The organism is Rhizobium sp. AP16, from assembly GCF_000281735.1.
Taxonomy (GTDB): domain Bacteria; phylum Pseudomonadota; class Alphaproteobacteria; order Rhizobiales; family Rhizobiaceae; genus Rhizobium; species Rhizobium rhizogenes.
In genome coordinates this window covers 617,832-635,994 of the sequence record NZ_AJVM01000001.1, presented here as the reverse complement: position 1 = coordinate 635,994, position 18,163 = coordinate 617,832, and the positions used below count along the sequence as shown (strand labels likewise).

General features: G+C 59.6%; 17 protein-coding genes and 2 pseudogenes. 6 read left to right on the top strand and 13 right to left on the bottom strand.

The features are described 5' to 3' along the window. Positions 1–41 precede the first annotated feature (41 nt). On the top strand, positions 42–827 hold the full coding sequence (locus tag PMI03_RS02865) for a coniferyl-alcohol dehydrogenase (protein ID WP_007689665.1): 786 nt from the start codon (positions 42–44) through the stop codon (positions 825–827). Between the two features lie 25 nt (positions 828–852). Then, on the top strand, positions 853–2,298 hold the full coding sequence (locus tag PMI03_RS02860) for an aldehyde dehydrogenase (protein ID WP_007689664.1): 1,446 nt from the start codon (positions 853–855) through the stop codon (positions 2,296–2,298). A 247-nt stretch (positions 2,299–2,545) separates the two neighbouring features. Here PMI03_RS02860 and PMI03_RS30855 read toward each other — a convergent pair. After that, a pseudogene (locus PMI03_RS30855) lies at positions 2,546–2,884 on the bottom strand (IS5/IS1182 family transposase); the annotation flags it as partial. Between PMI03_RS30855 and PMI03_RS02855 the strand changes: the two are divergent. After that, a pseudogene (locus PMI03_RS02855) lies at positions 2,872–3,623 on the top strand (IS6 family transposase). The pseudogenes PMI03_RS30855 and PMI03_RS02855 sit on opposite strands and share 13 nt — an antisense overlap. Positions 3,624–3,779: 156 nt before the next feature. Here PMI03_RS02855 and PMI03_RS02850 read toward each other — a convergent pair. Continuing rightward, positions 3,780–4,622 carry an alpha/beta fold hydrolase gene (locus tag PMI03_RS02850; protein WP_007689661.1) on the bottom strand — a complete coding sequence of 281 codons (843 nt, stop codon included), beginning with the start codon at positions 4,620–4,622 and terminating at the stop codon, positions 3,780–3,782. A gap of 65 nt (positions 4,623–4,687) precedes the next feature. Beyond that, entirely contained in the window at positions 4,688–4,978 is a 291-nt protein-coding gene (locus PMI03_RS02845) for a DUF1330 domain-containing protein (protein WP_007689659.1), read from the bottom strand. A 118-nt stretch (positions 4,979–5,096) separates the two neighbouring features. Here PMI03_RS02845 and PMI03_RS02840 point away from each other — a divergent pair, with 118 nt between their 5' ends. After that, positions 5,097–5,696, top strand: a complete 600-nt coding sequence (locus PMI03_RS02840; RefSeq protein ID WP_039973572.1) for a TetR/AcrR family transcriptional regulator — start codon at positions 5,097–5,099, stop codon at positions 5,694–5,696. A gap of 10 nt (positions 5,697–5,706) precedes the next feature. On the opposite strand, the gene PMI03_RS02835 is transcribed toward PMI03_RS02840, so the two are convergent. Then, positions 5,707–6,663: a LysR family transcriptional regulator gene (locus PMI03_RS02835; protein ID WP_007689655.1), complete on the bottom strand. Its 957-nt coding sequence runs from the start codon at positions 6,661–6,663 to the stop codon at positions 5,707–5,709. A gap of 113 nt (positions 6,664–6,776) precedes the next feature. Between PMI03_RS02835 and PMI03_RS02830 the strand changes: the two genes are divergently transcribed. Further along, positions 6,777–7,403 carry an FMN-dependent NADH-azoreductase gene (locus PMI03_RS02830; RefSeq protein WP_007689654.1) on the top strand — a complete coding sequence of 209 codons (627 nt, stop codon included), beginning with the start codon at positions 6,777–6,779 and terminating at the stop codon, positions 7,401–7,403. 164 nt (positions 7,404–7,567) lie between these two features. Next, a complete protein-coding gene (locus tag PMI03_RS02825) occupies positions 7,568–8,449 on the top strand; it encodes an MBL fold metallo-hydrolase (RefSeq protein ID WP_007689652.1) in 882 nt (293 codons plus the stop codon). A gap of 464 nt (positions 8,450–8,913) precedes the next feature. Here the strand turns inward: PMI03_RS02825 and PMI03_RS02820 are convergent, their stop codons facing one another. The 9 genes from PMI03_RS02820 to PMI03_RS02780 form a co-directional block, all read right to left on the bottom strand. Next, complete coding sequence (locus PMI03_RS02820; protein ID WP_039973602.1) at positions 8,914–9,807, bottom strand: amidohydrolase; 894 nt, start codon at positions 9,805–9,807, stop codon at positions 8,914–8,916. 61 nt (positions 9,808–9,868) lie between these two features. After that, positions 9,869–10,846, bottom strand: a complete 978-nt coding sequence (locus PMI03_RS02815) for a substrate-binding domain-containing protein (RefSeq protein ID WP_007689647.1) — start codon at positions 10,844–10,846, stop codon at positions 9,869–9,871. Positions 10,847–10,888: 42 nt separating this feature from the next. Next, entirely contained in the window at positions 10,889–11,899 is a 1,011-nt protein-coding gene (locus tag PMI03_RS02810) for an ABC transporter permease (RefSeq protein ID WP_007689645.1), read from the bottom strand. After that, positions 11,896–13,398, bottom strand: coding sequence for an ATP-binding cassette domain-containing protein (locus PMI03_RS02805; protein WP_007689643.1), 1,503 nt, complete (start codon positions 13,396–13,398; stop codon positions 11,896–11,898). The genes PMI03_RS02810 and PMI03_RS02805 overlap by 4 nt, the downstream gene beginning before the upstream one ends. A 10-nt stretch (positions 13,399–13,408) precedes the next feature. Continuing rightward, positions 13,409–14,668, bottom strand: coding sequence for a TRAP transporter large permease subunit (locus PMI03_RS02800; RefSeq protein ID WP_007689641.1), 1,260 nt, complete (start codon positions 14,666–14,668; stop codon positions 13,409–13,411). After that, a complete protein-coding gene (locus PMI03_RS02795; protein ID WP_007689640.1) occupies positions 14,665–15,195 on the bottom strand; it encodes a TRAP transporter small permease in 531 nt (176 codons plus the stop codon). Before PMI03_RS02795 ends, PMI03_RS02800 begins: the two co-directional genes overlap by 4 nt. Positions 15,196–15,221: 26 nt before the next feature. Beyond that, a complete protein-coding gene (locus tag PMI03_RS02790) occupies positions 15,222–16,229 on the bottom strand; it encodes a TRAP transporter substrate-binding protein (RefSeq protein ID WP_007689638.1) in 1,008 nt (335 codons plus the stop codon). A gap of 57 nt (positions 16,230–16,286) precedes the next feature. Beyond that, positions 16,287–17,324 carry a transketolase family protein gene (locus PMI03_RS02785; protein ID WP_007689637.1) on the bottom strand — a complete coding sequence of 346 codons (1,038 nt, stop codon included), beginning with the start codon at positions 17,322–17,324 and terminating at the stop codon, positions 16,287–16,289. Next, positions 17,321–18,160, bottom strand: coding sequence for a transketolase (locus tag PMI03_RS02780; RefSeq protein ID WP_007689636.1), 840 nt, complete (start codon positions 18,158–18,160; stop codon positions 17,321–17,323). Before PMI03_RS02780 ends, PMI03_RS02785 begins: the two co-directional genes overlap by 4 nt. Positions 18,161–18,163: the final 3 nt, after the last annotated feature.

The following is an 18,163-nucleotide window of genomic DNA, read 5'->3' as shown; positions in this document are numbered from 1 at the left end:
GGCTGGCGGATTCTCCCATCCCGTTGAGAAAGGTACAAACCATGCTTTTCGGCAAGACCATTCTGATCACCGGCGTCGCCTCCGGCATTGGCGCGCGCACCGCCGAGCTGGCGGGGCAGATGGGTGCTGACGTTATCGGCGTCGACATCCGCGAGCCGCCCCAGGCGCTCGCCTCCTTTATCAAGGGCGACATCTCGACCGCCGCCGGCGTCGCGGAAATCGTCCAGCAACTGCCCAAGCACATCGACGCGCTCGCCAATGTCGCGGGCCTCTCGGGCAATACCGGTATTGTGGCAACGCTGGCGGTGAATTTCTACGGGTTGCGCGCGCTGACAGAGGCAGTGGCACCACGGCTTCGCGAAGGCGGGGCGGTGGTCAATGTCGCCTCCATCGCCGGCTATGGCTGGCGCGCAAATCTCGAGCGGGCCAAGACATTGACCGCCATCGAGGGTTTTCCGGGTATCGAAAGCCTTGCCGCCAAGCACGGCCTGAAGGACGAGGAAGGCTACCCTCTCTCCAAGGAACTGCTTCTGCTCTGGACGATGCGCGCCGCCCACCAGCCGCTGTTCAAGGAGCGCGGCATCCGCGTCAACGCCGTCAGCCCCGGGCCGGTCGAAACGCCGATCCTCAGGCAATTCCGTGCGGTCCTCGGCGACGAACGCGTCGACAGCGATATCACTCGCGTCGGCCGCGCCGGGACCTCGGCCGATATCGCTCCCGCCATTCTCTTTCTTTGCTCGGATGGCGCACGCTGGATCAACGGCACCAACCTTGCCACCGACGGCGGTCTCGAAGCCTCCATCAACGCCTCGGTTCTCGGCTTCTAGTTTTCGTTTTCATCAGGAGACAGACATGCATATTTCCCTTCTCATCAACGGCGCGGACCGCGCCGCCGCCAGCGGCCGGACCTATGACCGTATGGATCCCTTCACCGAAGAGCTTGCAACCCGCGCGCCGGCGGCCGGTCTCGATGATGTCACGGCAGCGATCGACGCTGCATCGGCCGCCTTTCCCGCCTGGTCGAAGACCGGACCCGGCCAGCGCCGCGCGATCCTGATGAAGGCCGCCGATATCATGGATTCCAAGGTCGGCGAATTCACCCGGCTGATGATCGAGGAGACGGGAGCCACCGCCCCCTGGGCGAGCTTCAATGTGATGCTCGCCGCCAATATCCTGCGCGAGGCCGGCGCGATGACGACGCAGATTTCCGGCGAGATCATCCCATCAGACAAGCCCGGTACGCTCGCCATGGGCGTTCGCCAGGCGGCTGGTGTCTGCCTTGCAATTGCCCCCTGGAACGCCCCCGTCATCCTCGGCACCCGCGCCGTCGCCATGCCGATTGCCTGCGGCAACACGGTCATCCTCAAGGCATCCGAACAATGCTCAGGTACGCATCGCCTGATCGCGACGGCGCTCGTTGAAGCGGGCCTGCCGGCAGGGGTCATCAATGTCATCACCAATGCACCGGAAGACGCGCCGCAAATTGTGGAGGCGCTGATTGCTCATCCGGCCGTTCGCCGCATCAACTTCACCGGCTCGACCAAGGTCGGCAAGATCATCGCCGAACTCAGCGGCCGGCACCTGAAGCCGGCACTACTGGAGCTCGGCGGCAAGGCGCCGCTCGTCATTCTGGATGATGCCGATATCGACGGCGCGGTAAATGCCGCGATCTTCGGCGCCTTCATGAACCAGGGCCAGATCTGCATGTCGACCGAACGTATCATCGTCCACCAGGCAATTGCCGACGAATTCGTCGCCAAGCTCGCAGCGCGCACCGCAAAACTTCCGGCGGGTGATCCGCGTGGTCATGTCGTGCTGGGCTCCCTCATCAGCCTCGACGCCGCCAAGAAGATGGAAGCATTGATCGCCGACGCTGAAACCAAGGGCGCAAAAGTGGTCGCCGGCGGTAAGCGGACCGGCACGGTCGTCGAGGCGACCCTTCTCGATCAGGTCACCCCTGACATGCGCGTCTATGCGGAGGAGTCCTTCGGACCGGTGAAGCCGATCATCCGCGTGGCGGACGAGGACGAGGCGGTGCGTGTCGCCAATGATACCGAATATGGGCTATCGTCGGCGGTCTTCAGCCGCGATGTTCAGCGGGCGCTCGCTGTCGCAGCCCGAATCGAGACGGGGATCTGCCATATCAACGGCCCGACCCTGAACGACGAAGCGCAGATGCCGTTCGGTGGCGTGAAGGGCAGCGGTTACGGCCGCTTCGGCGGTAAGGCAGCCATCGCCGAATTCACCGATCTGCGCTGGATCACCATCGAAGATTCGGCTCAGCACTATCCGTTCTGAGAAAACAGGCGGCGGGCATCCGAACGCCGCCCAACACTAAATGTCGTAATGAGCCGAAGAAAGATTGGTGGTGGCTGCGTTCCCTCACAACCGGTCTAAACACCCTATATTTTTCCTAGCGGCCGTTTCAGCATTGTAATATCGACCAGCGTTGGTGCAGCGCTCGGAGGACGGACAGATTCGGCCTTTAGAGCAGTCCTAATGGCGTTGCTGTCTGGCAGCGGACGGATTTCGGGTGTGCGTATGCTCACATTCGATTGAGAATGGCACAGCCAATGGCAACTTCCGCCTGCTGCACACCAAAGGATCGCGCGCGTAGGCGGAGTCTCCTATGATCGATTTGTAGCGACCGATAGCGGTCTCGACCATCGAGCGCTTGCCATTTCATCCGGCCGTCCGCCCTGATCGCTGCGATATGCCGGTCTCGCTGACTGGCTATCCCTCTATCCGAGCGGTCGATCGCGCTTGATCGAGGTGGAATGACGACGTCAAGATCGGCGCTGCGCCTGCCGAGGGCCTCATAGGTCGGGTCACCATCATAGGCGCCGTCCGCCGCGAACTGGCCGATCGGCGATGTCACGTTGTCTGCGGCTTAACGGTTCGTGGATAATGGGGTTGAGATGAGCAAGCCCACCATCAGCTACAAGAACTACCGCTTTCCGCCGCAGATCATCGCCCATGCTGCCTGGCTGTATTTTCGGTTCCCTTTGAGCCCGCGGCTGGTCGAGGAAATGCTGTTGGAGCGCGGCATTGTTGTCTCTTATGAAACGATCCGGCGATGGGGCCGCAAATTCGACCTGGCTTACGCAAAGCAGTTACGCAGAAAGAAGCCGTAGCGAAGGGACATCTGGCATCTGGACGAGATAGTGATTTCCGTAGGCGGCCGAAAGCACCGGCTGTGGCGCGCCGTCGATCAGGACGGCTACGTTCTCGACGAGATCGTCTAGACCCGCCGCGATACCAAGGCCGCCAAGCGATTGCTGATCAGGCTGCTAAGGAAGCAAGGTCTCGTGCCGAAGCGCATCGTCACCGACAAACTGCGTTTATACGGCGCGGCAAAGCGGGAAGTCATGCCAGATGTCGAACATCGATCTCATAAGGGGCTCAACAACCGGGCGGAGAATTCTCACGTACCATTGCGAAAACGAGAACGGATGACGCTGAGATTTCGATCAGTCGGCGGCTTGCAACGCTTCGTATCGATCTTTTCGGCAGTCCGAAATCTCTTCGTCGCACCGCATCAAAAACGCTCAGCTCTGGCCACCCACATTCATCGGATCCACGCCATGGTCCAGTGGAAAGCCGTGACCGGCGCGAGTGCCTGATTGCTCAGGCACACACCTTGCTTGATCATTGATGAAACAACGGGACATCGCCCCCAGTAGAAAGAGTCGAGCGTGTGCTCTCGTAGACGCCACGACCGGGCGACGCTTTTCAGCCCAATCCAGATAGCGGCTAGGCATCAGGCTCGTTGGCACTTACTATGGCGTTGAACGAGCTGCATCTGCTATGAAATCAGCAACGACAGACGGGTGTGAGATCATCGACATATGGCTCGATTTGATGGTTGTCGTGGTTGCCCCAATATGCTTCGCAAGCCACTGCTGAACAGCGGTCGGAAGCGCGTTGTCGCCTTCAGTGGCGAGATACCAGCTCTTCTTTGTGCGCCATGCCGCGGTGCTTATCTTATCGTTGAACGCATTGGCCGCCATAGGGAGCTGGACAGCTGCAAGCATCGCGACCCTGTCAGCGGAGACGTCCGACGCCATGACGTGCGCGTAGGCCTTCGGGTCGCTTAGCCAAACCAGCCCGTCGTGATCGGGAACAAGGCCCTCCATTGGCGAATTCCGCTTCTGCAACAATTCCGAAACCGATTCTCCTGCATCCGGCACCAGGGCGGAGAGATAAACGATGCCTTTGACATTTTCGGCACTGCCTGCCTCGGTCACGACCGCACCTGCCCAGGAATGACCGACCAGAAGCACGCCCCCCTTTTGGCGCTCCAGTACACGGCGTGTGGCGGCAACATCATCGGCGAGAGAGGTAAGCGGGTTCTGCACGGCCGTGACCCGAAAGCCTTTCGCCTGCAACAGAGGAATGATGTCCGACCAACTCGAACCGTCAGCGAATGCCCCATGCACAAGGACAATATTGTGCACGCCCGTGGGCTCATTCGCGGCTTGTCCAGCCGCTGGCGGAATCGCCGCGGTGCATGCCATCGCGAGCGCAAGGACGCCGCGCAGTAACCCGAATACGCGGGTTCGCCTGCGCGGCGGCGCCTCTCTTCTTTTACCTTCCGCCGATAGTGTCTGTGCAATTGACATTGGTAGTACCTCTTGACAGGGGCGACGCCGTAAAGATGCGAATGGCCGCTGGATCACGGCGGGCTTCAGCCAGCGGCCTCGTACAGGTGGAATGTCATTTCGGCCGCCTCTTCACGCAACGGGACGATTGCCTGATATTCGGGCGAGGCGAACCAGTTCTTAGCGGCGTCCACATCGGGAAAGCGAATGATGCCAAGTCCGTGCGGCGTGCCGCTACCTACGAGCGAACTGACGAATTTTCCGCGATGAATGAATTCCCCTCCAAAGGCCGCTACGGTCGGCGCCGCCGCAGTCGAATAATCTGCCAGCTTTTCAGCCGCCCTCGGACGAACTTCGACGATAACAAGTGCTGCCACTTTGATCTCCTGTAGACAGAGTGCCATTTTGTGCACATATGTACATATCTCCACTAAATTGTTTTGTCCATGCATGGACAAAACATAAATTGATGAGGCTGGCAAATTGGCACGACCGATGAAGTTCGACCGGGAGGGTGCGATCGAGGTCGCAATGGAAGCAATCAGGACGGACGGTTACGAACAGGCCTCGGTGAAGGCGCTTTCGGAACGCCTTGGGATTACGCGTTCAAGTTTTTACAACACGTTCGGATCACGTGAAAATCTCTTCGCAGAAATCATCGAGCGTTACGCTCTCTCGGCACCAGACGCACCTCTATATTCCGTTGTAGATGGGCCGGTGCTGCCCCTTCTGGAGAGCGTTCTGCGTGCGATCTGTCGGATCCGCACTAGGGATCCGAAAGGCCGCGGCTGCATCATCGTAAATTCGATCTGCGAGCTTTGCCCGTCCGCCGAGGACCCCGCCCCTATGCTCATCGAACTGGCCACAGGTTCATCCAAGCGCCTGGAAGAACTGCTCACCTTGGCAAGAGACCGGGGAGAGATCGGCAGCGAGGCGAACGTCCATGCCTTGGCACTTGCGCTTCAGAACCTGATGATCGGCCTCAACGTCCTGTCCAAAGTGATCCGATCCGAGGAGGAACTGTGGCTTTTAACTGAGACGACGCTTAGGGGCCTCGGCCTTTACTCTGGGCCGCACGGTGATCACCCGGCATGATGCACGACATCTACAACTCAAGCCCCTCATCACCGGCAATCCCTTCAGGGTAGCCGTTCTCTAGTTCCCTGGTCAAAGCAGGGAGTTCATGTCCTAGAAAATCGAGGAAGGCACGGACGGCAGGGACGAGGCCACGCCGCGATGGGAAGATGGCATGCAACTGGTGGGCCGGGAGACTATGGTCCGGTAAAAGCCTGACCAGCCGACCATCGGCGACAGCACCGCCGCAGAGGTTGCGGGGTAATTGCGCAATGCCCAAACCCGAAAGAGCCGCCTGCGCGAGCATATAGACATCGTCGGTTGCCAACACGGGAGTATACTCAATTCCTACCCTTTCGCCCTCAGGTGTCAGAACGTGCCAGAGGTTCCGCTCACCTCTCACACCTGCCGGTCCCAGCCCTGGCTGCTTTTGCAGATTCTCCGGTAAGGAGAGAGGGCCGTTTTCGGCCACGAAAGAAGGGCTAGCCAGCAGCCATTGCTCGCTCGTTCCAAGCCGTCGTATCATCAACTGCGAGTCATCGACCGTTGAGCGCACGCGCAGGGCAACATCGTAGCCCTCCGCTATGAGATCGACTTTCCGGTTTGTCAGGTCCAGATCCAGCCGCACCGCTGGATGCGCCCGCATGAATTTCCAAAGGACCGGAGCGAAAAAAATGTGGGCGACGCCAACCGGGCAGCTCACCCGCAAGCGTCCGGCGGGAGCTTCGCCGGAACGTTCAGCGACCTCGAAGGCCAATTTGGAGGCGCCGATCATATCGTCGCAATGCACGAGGAATTCACGACCAGTATCGGTCAGCTGAACGACACGCGTCGATCGCTGCAGAAGCCGTACCCCAAGGCGTGTCTCGAGATCTGCGATACGTCGGCTCACGCGCGATTTCGGAATGCCGAGCGCTAGAGCCGCAGCGGAAAAGCTGCCATGCCGCGCGACAGAGGCAAACATCACCAACTCGTTGAGATCGTCCATACAGGCTCCGCAAATTGTCCTATTGATGGAACAATCTGTGCCAAAAGCCCCGCTGGCGCAACATAGGGCGGACATCGTAAATGTGGCGCCATCATTTGAAGGAGCTATAAGTCATGCAGATTCTTCGTCTCGACTCCAGCATCCAAGGCGACGGTTCCTCGTCGCGAGCGCTTACTCAGGCAGTGGTCTCTGATCTTATGAAGAGCCGGCCGGACGCAATCTCTATTTATCGCGATCTCGTTGAGGAGGCCATTCCTCACCTCGACGGCCCGATCGGCGCAGGCTTTCGCCCGCTTGCGTTCACTGAGTTCGACGCGGCGACCCGCAGCGAACATGTGCGCTCAGACGCACTCGTCGCCGAGCTTGTTGCGAGTGATATCGTGGTTATCGGCGCACCGATGTACAATTTCTCGATCCCCAGCCAATTGAAGGCTTGGCTCGACCGGGTCATCCAACCGGGCAAGACCTTTCGCTACACCGAAACAGGACCGGTCGGTCTCGTAAGCGGGAAGAAGGTGGTGATCATCTCGACCCGAGGCGGCTCCTATCTCGCCGGGCCGCTTGCACCTTTGGATTTTCAGGAAAACTACCTGAAGGCCGCCTTGGGCTTCATGGGGATCAAGGACGTCCAGTTCCTGCGAGCCGAAAATATGTCTCGCGGCGAAGATGCGCGACGGAATTCCATGGAAAATGCAGTCTCAGAAGTCCGTCCCCTTGTGTCTGCCCTTCTGGCAGCCTGAAAGCATTGACCGCATTTTTGCCGATCCTGCCGTATTGCACCCTGATCCAGCCATTGGGCCAATTCACACGCAATTGCAGGCTCGGCGCAAAGATCACGACAGGATTGAACGTTGTAACCAAGGCGGCTCGGCGTTGACCGTCGCCCCAGAGAGGACTCGTGTCCATGTTTTTGCTCAATAGAAGAAACTTTCTCGCTTTGACCGCCGCTGGAGCCGGCACCATTGCCACAAGCCGGCTCGCACTGGCCACGTCAAAAGAAACCAGCGTGTTCACCGCCGATGAAGCAGGCGTAATGGTCGACAGTACGGTCATCGTCGGCGAAAAATCGGTTGCGGTCATTGACGCACAATTCACGGTGCCAAGCGCCAAGGCCCTTGCGGATGTAATTGAGGCCACAGGCAAAAAGGTCGAGACTATACTGGTCACGCATTATCATCCGGATCATCTGCTCGGGCTATCAATTCTGCTCGAACGGTTTCCAAGTGCCCGACCCGTCGCCCATTCTACAGTGGTCGGAATGATCAACAAAGCATCGGTTCCAACGCTGAAAGCGCTGAATGAGCACGCCCCGAAGGGGGTTTTCCCTGATCGAGTCATCGTCCCCGATGGGTTGGCCAAGGACTTTTTATTGTTCGAAGGCGAACGGCTGGAGGTGTTAGATCCCATGCACGGGGATACCGAGTTTATCACGCCGGTCCACATCCCATCTTTGGACACGCTGATTGCTGCCGACGTCGGATATACCGACACACATCTCTGGTTGGAAGAGAACACGACGCCAGAGCAAATCGACAGGTGGCGCGATAGCACGAAGAGGCTGGAAGCCATTGGTGCCCGAACCGTCATTCCTGGTCACCGCAAACCGGACAGCAAATCCGACAACTCAATATTCAGCTATACACGGTCGTATCTCGATAGCTGGCAAACGGCTGTTCAAAGCGCAAAGTCGGCCGACGAGCTGAAGGCCGCTCTTTTAAAAGAACATCCTGGCGCAGGGTTCAACTTTGCGCTCGAACGATCAGTTGCGGCGATCTACAAGAAATAACGCCCGCTTCCAACATCGCATTCATAACCTTGGCAGCACATCAGCCTTGATACGCTGCCAAGGCATTTTCAGACAAGATAAGTCAACTGCGGGTGCAGGTTATCCCCTGCAGGAACGCCAGCGTAAGCGACGATTTCTCTAGTATGATCGGGACCGCATCCTTTGAAGAGACGTTGTGTGCTGAGGAAGGGCGTCGGGCCCGACCGTCTCTGCTGGCGGACCTGGTGGTGCGTGGCGAACACCCAACATAGTCCGGTTGGTGAGGCGTCATTGGTGCGCAGTAGAGCAATTACCTTGCGTTCGATACCTATTGCGGAGAAATAGTATCTACGACGACGCAACCTCTACGTTGCTGGAAAGGGTAGATACTTCTCAACTATGCGCGAAAGGGCGCCATTGCGCTTGCAATGATGTCTTCAGGCACGTCCGTGGCAAGCTTCCGCCTTTCGCCGATTACCGACGGCCTATATCCGATAGAATTGCGCCGCGTTGTCGTGGAACAACGCAATGCGTTCATCTGGAGAATAGCCGTCGGTGATGGACTTGAAACTTTCCATGACCTTGTCATAGCTGCCGAACAGCTTGTCTACAGGGAAATTCGAAGCGAACATGCATCGCTTGACGCCGAAGGCTGCTATCGCCTCCTCAACATACGGCTTGATGCTTTCGACGGTCCAGGTCCAATCGCCCATTCCCAAGCCTGAAATCTTGCAAGCCACATTGGGCGCCTGGGCGAGCGCCCGCATCCCATGTCGCCACCCCTCGAAATGGCTTGGGCCGTCAATTTGCATGCCCGTATGGTTCAGTATGATCTGTACGTCGGGAAAGTCGCGGGCCAGGTCCAGGAATTCTTCCATCTGCCAGTAGTAGAGCTGTAGATCGAAGCTGAGGCCCCTGCGGGCGAGCTCCTTGAAGCCCCTGCGCCATTCCGATGTCCGGCTAACTCCAGGCTCGGTCAGATATGTCTTTGCCGGATCGTCGTGGTAATTCATCGATTGCCGTATGCCGCGGAAGTTCGCGTAGGACATGTGCTCGTCGAGGAGGTTGCCGACGTCGGGCTTTCGGAAGTCGGCACATCCGACGATACCGTGAGGGAACCCGTGCTTGTCTGCCACGCCTTGCAGCCATCGCGTCTCGCCGGCCGGATCCTTCGGATCGTATCCAACGTCTAGATGGACTGCCTTTACGAGGTTCTGATTCCTGACGTCGGCGAGAAAGTCGTCGATGAGGTAGGTCTTGTTGATCGCGGTGTAGTCGCCGAAGGCAGACGGCTTCACACCGTCCGACAGCCATGGATAATAGTTTTTTTCGAGATCCCACAGGTGAAAGTGCGGATCGATGATCGGGAGGTCCTTCATAGTGCTGCCCTTCAGGAGATCGCGGAAAAAGGACACCGGCCAGAAGCCGGCGCCCATATACTTAGTTAGCCGGCGGGAATACCCGGGCGATGACGGCCTTCGCTTCGGGCGTGTCAACCTTGTCTGCCGTTACCAGCGGCATGACGAGTGCGAGATCCTTCTTGACTGCGGCGCCGGTGATCGCATTGAAGACCTGCTGCGTTCCGTCAATCCCCTGACCGACCGCCTCCTGGAAGAAGATGCCTTGGATCGCGTTCGCCTTTAGAAGGCTGATGGTCGTCGGACTACCATCCGCGACTGCGATGCCGACCTTTCCCGTCAATCCGCGCGTCTGTAGGACCTTCGCCGCGCCGGTCCCGGCTTCGTCGTACATGCCGTAGATCGCCTTGATGTCAGGATGCGCCGTAAGCATGTCGTTCGCCTGCGTCACCGCCTCGTTCACGGTGAGACCGCGCGTCTCCAACATCTGGGCGAGCGTGCATCCGCTTGCCTTGAAGGCCTCTTCCGCCCCCTTCAGATATTTCTGGGCGTTCTCGCGATCCTGCGGCAGAGATAGCATGCCGACCTGGCTGCCGCCGCGATCCTTGGCAAGCTTACACACGAAATCGCCCTGTGCCTTGCCGGTCTCGTAGTTGTTCGCCGTGACCGACGACGTGTAGTCGGTCTGGCCGGGCTGCGGCCCGATGCCGGCGAATGCGATCGGAATCTTCTGGGACTTGAGATAGGCGAGCAGCGGCGGCGTGCTGGTCGAGCTGACCGGCCCAATCACGATCGCCGAAACGCCTTTCGTGACCGCCGTCCGCGCATTGTCCATCTGCTTCGCGGGCGAATTTTCAGACGTGTACTCGACATAGTCCATGCCAAGTTCCTTGGCCTTCTGCTTCACGCCGTAACCGACCCACTGCCAATAGGAAATGTCGAGCGATGGGGCGAGATAGGCCACGGTCTTCTTTTCCTGCGCCTGGCCCGCCGCAGAGATCGCCAAGGTTGCGACGGCGACGCCGGCGAACAGCTTCAGCCGTTGTTTCAGGTTTTTCATTTTCGTTCCTCCTCCAAGAACCGACGACATGCCGGATTACGGTCAGACGGCTCCGCGCCGTGACTTGCTGAAGCGGTCGATGAGGACCGCGATAAGAATGGCAACGCCCGTGACGGACCCCTGCCAGAAACTGTTGATGCCAATGAGGTTCACGCCGTTCTGGATGACGGTGATCATCAGCGCGCCCAGCACGGCGCCGACCGCGGTTCCCGTTCCGCCCAAAAGGCTCGCTCCCCCGATCACCACGGCGGCGATGGCCTGGAGCATCAGGCTCGACCCTGCGGTCGATTCCGCATTGAGGATGTAGGAAATCGTCAGAAGCCCGGAAAAGGACGCGAGCAGCGAGGACGCGACGTAGGCCATGAATTTGGTGCGCTTCACTGGAATCCCCAGCAGATAGGCTGCCGTCGAACTGCTGCCGACCGCATAGAACCAGCGTCCCGCGACCAACTTCTTGAGGAAGAGTTCGATTACGACCAGCAGGACCACGGAGAACAGGATGTAGTTCGGAATTCCGGGTATCATGCTGCCGCTGTTGAGCAGCCAGAAGTCGGGATCGCCAATCGGCATCGATCGGCCATTTGTGACGATAAAGGCGAGAGAACCGGCGACGGCGAAGGTGATGAGCGTGACGACAAAGGGGGCGAGCCCGGCAATCGTCACGAGGAAGCCGTTGATGGAGCCGAACAGAAGTCCAACGCAGAGGCCGATGAGGCTTGCCGAGATGCCGCCGAAGCCGTGTGCCATCGCCTGCGCCGTCACCATGCCAGTCAGCGAAAAGACTGATCCGACCGACAGATCTATGCCGCCGGTAACGACGACGAGAAGGACGCCGAGGGACATAATGATAAGCGGCGCGCCTGCCTGCGTGATGTTCGCGAAATTGCCCCAAGTCAGCGCCTGGGGAACTTGGGAGCCGACCGCCAGCGCAAGAAGCACAATGGCCACGGCGATCGCGATCTCGGTTCGATACGCGCTGAAGAGGCTTTCCCTTCCCTTGATGTTAGGCGTTGTCGTATCATTCGAAGCGGTTGGTGCGTGCGTTCCGGTCATGCTGCCATTCCAGTCAATGTAACGAGTTTCTCTTCGCTGAAATCGTCCTGCTCCAGGACGCCAGCACATCGTCCTTCGGTATCGAAGGCGACGACGCGATCGCATACTTCCAGCAACTCGACGTTTTCCGTCGACCACCAGACGATGACGGTGCCGCTGGCAGCCATCTGCTGGATGAGCTGGTAGATCTCGCGCTTCGTTCCGATGTCGACGCCGCGCGTTGGTTCCTCGAGAACGAGCAGCCGCGAGGGAACACCCAGCCAGCGCGCGATCAGGAGCTTCTGTTGCGTCCCGCCGCTCAGCGTGTTCGGCAAGTCCCAGACGGAAGCCGCCTTCACTTTGAGGGCTTTCAGGAGGTTGAGGCACTCGGCGCCTTCCGACCCGCCGGCGATCGCGGCACCCCGAACGACGCGTCGCGAGGCCATGACGTTGTCGATGATGGGCAGACTGTGGAGCACGCCCTTGTGCGACCGGTCGCCTGTGATGTATCCGGCGCCAAGGCGAGCGGCCTGACGAGGAGACTGGAAGCGATCTGGCCATCCGGCCCGTATGACTGTCCATCTTTTCATCCGGGCTGCCCCGGTCAGTCCCTGGATCAGGGCAGCGGGTCCGGCCGGAGCTCCGGCGACCCCGAGGACGGTGCCAGGCCGCAGCTCCAGTTTGAACCCCTGCTCCTGGATAGTGATCGTGTCCGTCGCGGCGGAAGCGTCGAGCGTGGCCCGCGACGGGCGCGTCCGCTCGACCGCGTTGGAGGCCGCCATCTGGCCCATCTTCTCAACGATCGCCACGTCGGACAACTCGTCGATCGCCTGCCGATCCACGACCGTCCGTCCATCACGAATGATCGTGCAGACATTCGCGATCTGCCTGATCTCCTTCATTCGATGGGAGACGAACACGACCGACAGCCCATTTTCGCGGGTCAGTTTCCGCAATACCGTAAACAGCCTTTCGGTTTCGAGGGCGGTGAGATTGGCGGTGGGCTCGTCGAGGAGTATCAACTCCGCCCCTGAAGACAGCGCCCTGGCGATCTCCACCATCTGTCCCTCATGCAGGCTCAGGCTTCCGACCAATCTATGCAGAGATGTCGCGGCAAACTCCTGGTCGATCATTCGTAGGGCGTCGAAAGCCTGTTTCGCGGCAACAGAGCGCTTGAAGAGACCCATGCCTTTTCGATGATGCGGAAGCGAAATATTCTCGGCGACCGTCAGATGAGGCAGAAGCGCGAGTTCTTGGTGCACGACGGCGACCTTCGTCCTGCCCTCCGCCTCGGTCCGCTCCACACCCTGATTGTCGAAGAAACGGATCTCACCGTCGTTTCTCGAAGCCGCGCCGGTGATGATCCGGATCATCGTCGATTTGCCTGCTCCGTTTCCGCCAAGCAGGGCGTGGACCTCGCCCCGTGCAACCGAAAAGTCGACGCCTTTGAGAACCGATGTTGCGCCATAAGACTTCGTAAGCCCTCGCACAGTGATGACGTTGATTGACGTTTCGCTCATCGGCTTCTCCTCAATAGACCGTCAGGGCGGGCACGAAGCTAACCGCCAGCAGGAGCAGCATGGCCATGCCGAAGTATGGCCATAACTCGTTCGTCGTCGCCCCGAGCGGCGCCTTCGCGATGGACGACGAGATGAACAGCGTCGTCCCGATCGGCGGCGTGTAGAGCCCGATCCCCAGATTGATCACCATCATCAGGCCAAGCTGCACCCGGTCGAGACCGATGGAATCAGCGAGTGGGACGAAGATCGGACCGAGCAGGAGGATGGCTGGCGGCATGTCGAGCGGCATGCCTACGATCAGCATGATGATGTTCATCATGAGAATGATGACAATTGGGCTGGAGATGTGCGTTGAGACCCATTCCGCCATCTGCTGCGGCGCCTGATCGAACGTCAGCACCCAACCGACCGCGGCACTTCCCATAATTACGAGCATGACCACGCCCGTTGCTACTCCAGCCTCGACCATGTTGTCGCAGAAGCGCTTCCACGTGAGGTCGCGGTAGAAGATCAGGCTCAGAAGCAGCGAATAGACTACCGAAAGGACAGAAACCTCGGTCGGCGTCGCCAGACCGAAACGCAGGAAGACGATGATGAGGACCGGCAGCAGTACTGCCGGAAGGCTCTGGAGAGCCAGTCGAGCCAGCTCGCGCTTGCGCATCTTCACCGGCTGCGCGGCATAGCCCCGCCTGACCGAGATGAACCAGCATACGAACACGAAGCTGGCCGCCATGATGAGCCCCGGAATAATACCGGAGATGAAGAGGTCGCCGACGCTGACGCCACTGATCAGGGCGTAGAGGATCATCGGAATCGATGGCGGGATCAGAACGTCGATGACGGCCGAGGTGGCATTGTTTGCGGCACAGAGGGCGGGCGGGAAGCCGTGCTTTTTCTGCCATGGGATGAGAACGGAGCCGAGCGCACTCGCATTCGCGACCGCCGAGCCGGAAACGCCGCCGAATACGACCGACGAGACGACCGTGGTCGAGAGAGGACCGCCGCGCCAGCGCTGCATTGCGCGAGATGCGAGCTCCAGGAGCTGGCGCCCAAGTTCGCCGCCCAGCATTAACGTGCCCGCCAGCATGAAGAAAGGCAAGGCCAGCATGGGAAAGGACTGGGTCTGGTCGTAGACCTGCTGGGCCACGACGGAGAGAGGGACGTAGCCATTGAAGAATACGCCGAGACCGGCCGCGATGATGAGCGCGTATCCAACGGGGACGGCAAGCACCATGAGGACGCAGAAGGAAATGATCATGACCAGGGTCATAGGGCGATCTCCTCGGGTTTGATTTCGAGACGATGGTCCCAGCCCAGTCGGAGGACGCGGGCGGTCGCAGCGATCGTGACGACGGCGACAAGGACTGCACCGATCGAGAGCGAGTAGTACCCGATGCTATTCGGGAGCTGCAGGACGGCGCTCTGTTCGGCCCCGGCTATTTCGGCAACCACACTAGCCTGATAGGCCAGCGTGAGAAACGCAGCGACGCTGATCCCGTTCGCAACGATCAACACGATCGTTCTGGGCCGTCCGTCCAGCTTGTCGTAGAGCCACTCCACCGCCATATGCCCGCCAGCATGGGCGGCAATGACGATGCCGGCGATGATGAACCACGGGAACATCAGCATCGGCAGCTCCTGGGCGTAAGAAAGGCCTCCGCTTGTCGAGACATAGCGAATGACGACGTTGGCCGTTGTCACAACCGTCAGCGCGATACCGCTGAGGATGATGACAATACGCGCACACGCGACAATGGCGCCGCCGACCAGATCGACGGCAGAGTATAATCTGCTCATGAGGCCTCCGGATCGTTGAAAGAGCGTCAGCCCCGTGCTGCGGCTTCCACCTGCGCGACGAAATCGCCGAACGGCTTCTTCTTCCAAGTGTCCGCAACGGACGCCGTCGCCTTCCTGAATTCGGCCTGATCTACCTCGACGACTTCGACCGCGGAGTTCTTTTTGAAGTTCGCGAGCACCTCGGCAGATTTCTCATTCGAGAGCTTCCGTTGAAGGTCCCCAACTTCCTTCGCAGCCGCTTTGACGGCCTCGAGGTCCGCGCCCAGTCGGGCCTGTGCGATCTTCGACATCAGGAACGGCGTCGACTCCCATTTATGGGCAGTCAAGCTGACATACTTGTTCACTTCGTGAAGCTTCGAACTCTCGATGTTCGCGAGTGGATTCTCCTGGCCGTCTACGACCCCCTGCTGCAGGGCGATGTAGAGCTCGCCGAAAGCGATCTGCTCGGTCCCTGCCCCCAGTGCCTTGAAGATGTCGATCGTCATTGGGTCGGCCGGGGTCCTGATCTTCATGCCGGCTAGATCGGAGGGCACGGTGACCTTCCGCTTGGAATTGGTCAGGTGCCGGATACCGTTGTCCCACCAGTCCAGAGGCACGACCCCGACTGCCTCGAAGCGCTTGTTAAGCTCAGTTCCCACAGGGCCGTTCAGCGTGGCCATTGCCTTGTCCGTATTCTCGAACAGGAAAGGTAGTCCAAGGGCGCTCAGCTCCGGGACGATGGCCGAGGTAGCGCCCTGGCTGTTAGCCGTAAAGTCCAATGCGCCCGTTCTCAGGCTGGTCAGCATCGCGGAGTCGCTTCCAAGTGTCTCGGCACCTGCGACGTTGATCTGGATCCGGCCTTCCGTTTTCTGCTTGACGAGTTCCGCGAACTTGGCCGCGGCGACCGTTCTGGGGTTGCCGGGTGCTGCTCCATGACCGAGCGTCAGGGTCGTTGTGGCAGCACTGGCGGATCGGCTTGAGAGCACGATTGCCGGGGCCGCGAGCGCAGCAGTCGCGCTCGCCAGGAAAGATCTTCTATTCATCTGCAAGCTCATATTATCCTCCATCACAAGCTTGTTGACACGGGCCGGCTCCTCAACCGGCTGACTCTCTCAGATCGAGAGCCAGTTTTTCACTGCCTCCACGACCTTTAGAGTTGAGAGACCGTATCGGTCATGAAGCGTCGGCAATGCGCCGGCCTCCAGAAATTCGTCGGGCAGGCCGATCTGTCGGAAGGCCGGGGGTGCAACCCCGGCCCGCATAAGGGTTCCAGCGACCGCCTCTCCGAGGCCGCCAATCACAGTATGGTTCTCCGCCACGACCACTAGCCGTCCGCCCTTGCGGCACTCTGCGACGATGGTCGCTTCGTCGAGCGGCTTTATGGTCGGAACGTGCAATACCGCAACGTCGACGCCATCCTTCTGAAGCTGCTTCGCTGCCTCGAGCGCACGCATCGTCATCAAACCAGATGAGATGATGAGGGTGTCCTTGCCGTCGCGAATGAGCTTCGCCTTGCCGAGTTCGAACTTGTAGCCGTACTCGTCGAGGACCAGCGGCACGTTACCGCGCAGAAGGCGCATGTAGACCGGTCCCTTGTGGGCGGCGATCGCTGGGACCGCCTGTTCGATTTCGCTCGCATCGCACGGATCGAGGATCGTAAGGTTCGGCATCCCGCGGAACATTGCCAGGTCTTCCGTTGCCTGGTGGCTCGGGCCGTACCCTGTAGTCAGGCCCGGAAGAGCGCAGACGATCTTCACGTCCAGCATCTCCTCGGCGATCGCCAGGCAGATGAAGTCGTAGGCGCGCCGGGAGGCAAAGACTGCATATGTCGTCACCCATGGCTGGAAACCTTCGCGCGCCATGCCCGCCGCCGACATCATCAAGAGCTGTTCCGCCATGCCCATCTGATAGAAGCGGTCCGGATGGGCGGCGCGGAAGACATGTAGGTCGGTATATTTTGCCAGGTCGGCGGACATGCCGACGATTCGGTCGTCCTTGTGCGCCAAGGCGGCAAGTGCGTTGCCGAAGGGTGCAGATCTCGTCGGTTGATCCGGGCTGGCTATGGAGGCGATCATCGCCGATGTCGTCAGGCGAGGCTTGTCGCTGCCGCTTTCAAGATGCGTCGGCCGGATATACTTCGAACGCCTCATGCTTCCACTCCCGTATCGATTATCCTGAGGGCCTCCGCCCATTCGTGAGGTTCCACGCGAAGAAAATGGTTTCGATCGCGCGCCTCAAGGAAGGGCACGCCCTTCGCCATCTTGGTGTCGCAAATGATGATGCGGGGTTTCGCCTCCGGGTGGTGGCGAGCGGCGTCGAACGCCTTCACGAGAGCATCGACGTCGTTGCCATCGACCCGCTGGACGAACCAGCCAAAGGCTTCGAACTTAGGTGCCAGCGGTTCAAAGTTGAGTACGCCAATCGACGGGCCGTCGGCCTGCATCTGGTTGACGTCGACAACACCGATCAGGTTGTCGAGTTTGTAGGAGCCTGCCGACATGGCCGCTTCCCAAGTCGAACCTTCATCAAGTTCGCCGTCAGAAAACAGATTATAGACGAATGATGACGACTTCTTTCGCCGAAGTGCCAGAGCCATTCCGACAGCGATGCCAAGTCCGTGTCCCAGCGATCCGCCAGTGATTTCCATCCCAGGCGTGTATGCGGCCATGCCGGACATCGGCAGACGGCTGTCGTCGGTCCCGTAGGTTTCCAGCTCGTCCTCGGGAACGATCTTTGCTTCGATGAGGGCCGCGTAGAGCGCGATCGCGTAGTGCCCGATCGAGAGAAGGAAGCGATCTCGTCCCTCCCATTCCGGATCTTCTGGGCGGTACGTCGTGGCATGAAAATACGAGACGGCGAGCACATCGGTGACCCCAAGCGCCTGCGCGATGTAGCCCTGCCCCTGCACTTCGCCCATTCGCAGCGCGTGGCGCCGGATGCGGCGGGCGCGTTCGGTGAGACTGATGTTGTGGCCAATCTGGGTCATGTC

Coding starts and splice junctions, on each gene's coding strand:
- PMI03_RS02810 (WP_007689645.1), bottom strand. CDS start 11,899: ATGACCGGAACGCACGCACCAACCGCTTCGAATGATACGACAACGCCT.
- PMI03_RS02780 (WP_007689636.1), bottom strand. CDS start 18,160: ATGACCCAGATTGGCCACAACATCAGTCTCACCGAACGCGCCCGCCGC.
- PMI03_RS02865 (WP_007689665.1), top strand. CDS start 42: ATGCTTTTCGGCAAGACCATTCTGATCACCGGCGTCGCCTCCGGCATT.
- PMI03_RS02805 (WP_007689643.1), bottom strand. CDS start 13,398: ATGAGCGAAACGTCAATCAACGTCATCACTGTGCGAGGGCTTACGAAG.
- PMI03_RS02860 (WP_007689664.1), top strand. CDS start 853: ATGCATATTTCCCTTCTCATCAACGGCGCGGACCGCGCCGCCGCCAGC.
- PMI03_RS02785 (WP_007689637.1), bottom strand. CDS start 17,324: ATGAGGCGTTCGAAGTATATCCGGCCGACGCATCTTGAAAGCGGCAGC.
- PMI03_RS02835 (WP_007689655.1), bottom strand. CDS start 6,663: ATGGACGATCTCAACGAGTTGGTGATGTTTGCCTCTGTCGCGCGGCAT.
- PMI03_RS02820 (WP_039973602.1), bottom strand. CDS start 9,807: ATGAAGGACCTCCCGATCATCGATCCGCACTTTCACCTGTGGGATCTC.
- PMI03_RS02840 (WP_039973572.1), top strand. CDS start 5,097: ATGAAGTTCGACCGGGAGGGTGCGATCGAGGTCGCAATGGAAGCAATC.
- PMI03_RS02850 (WP_007689661.1), bottom strand. CDS start 4,622: ATGTCAATTGCACAGACACTATCGGCGGAAGGTAAAAGAAGAGAGGCG.
- PMI03_RS02825 (WP_007689652.1), top strand. CDS start 7,568: ATGTTTTTGCTCAATAGAAGAAACTTTCTCGCTTTGACCGCCGCTGGA.
- PMI03_RS02815 (WP_007689647.1), bottom strand. CDS start 10,846: ATGAAAAACCTGAAACAACGGCTGAAGCTGTTCGCCGGCGTCGCCGTC.
- PMI03_RS02830 (WP_007689654.1), top strand. CDS start 6,777: ATGCAGATTCTTCGTCTCGACTCCAGCATCCAAGGCGACGGTTCCTCG.
- PMI03_RS02790 (WP_007689638.1), bottom strand. CDS start 16,229: ATGAGCTTGCAGATGAATAGAAGATCTTTCCTGGCGAGCGCGACTGCT.
- PMI03_RS02795 (WP_007689640.1), bottom strand. CDS start 15,195: ATGAGCAGATTATACTCTGCCGTCGATCTGGTCGGCGGCGCCATTGTC.
- PMI03_RS02800 (WP_007689641.1), bottom strand. CDS start 14,668: ATGACCCTGGTCATGATCATTTCCTTCTGCGTCCTCATGGTGCTTGCC.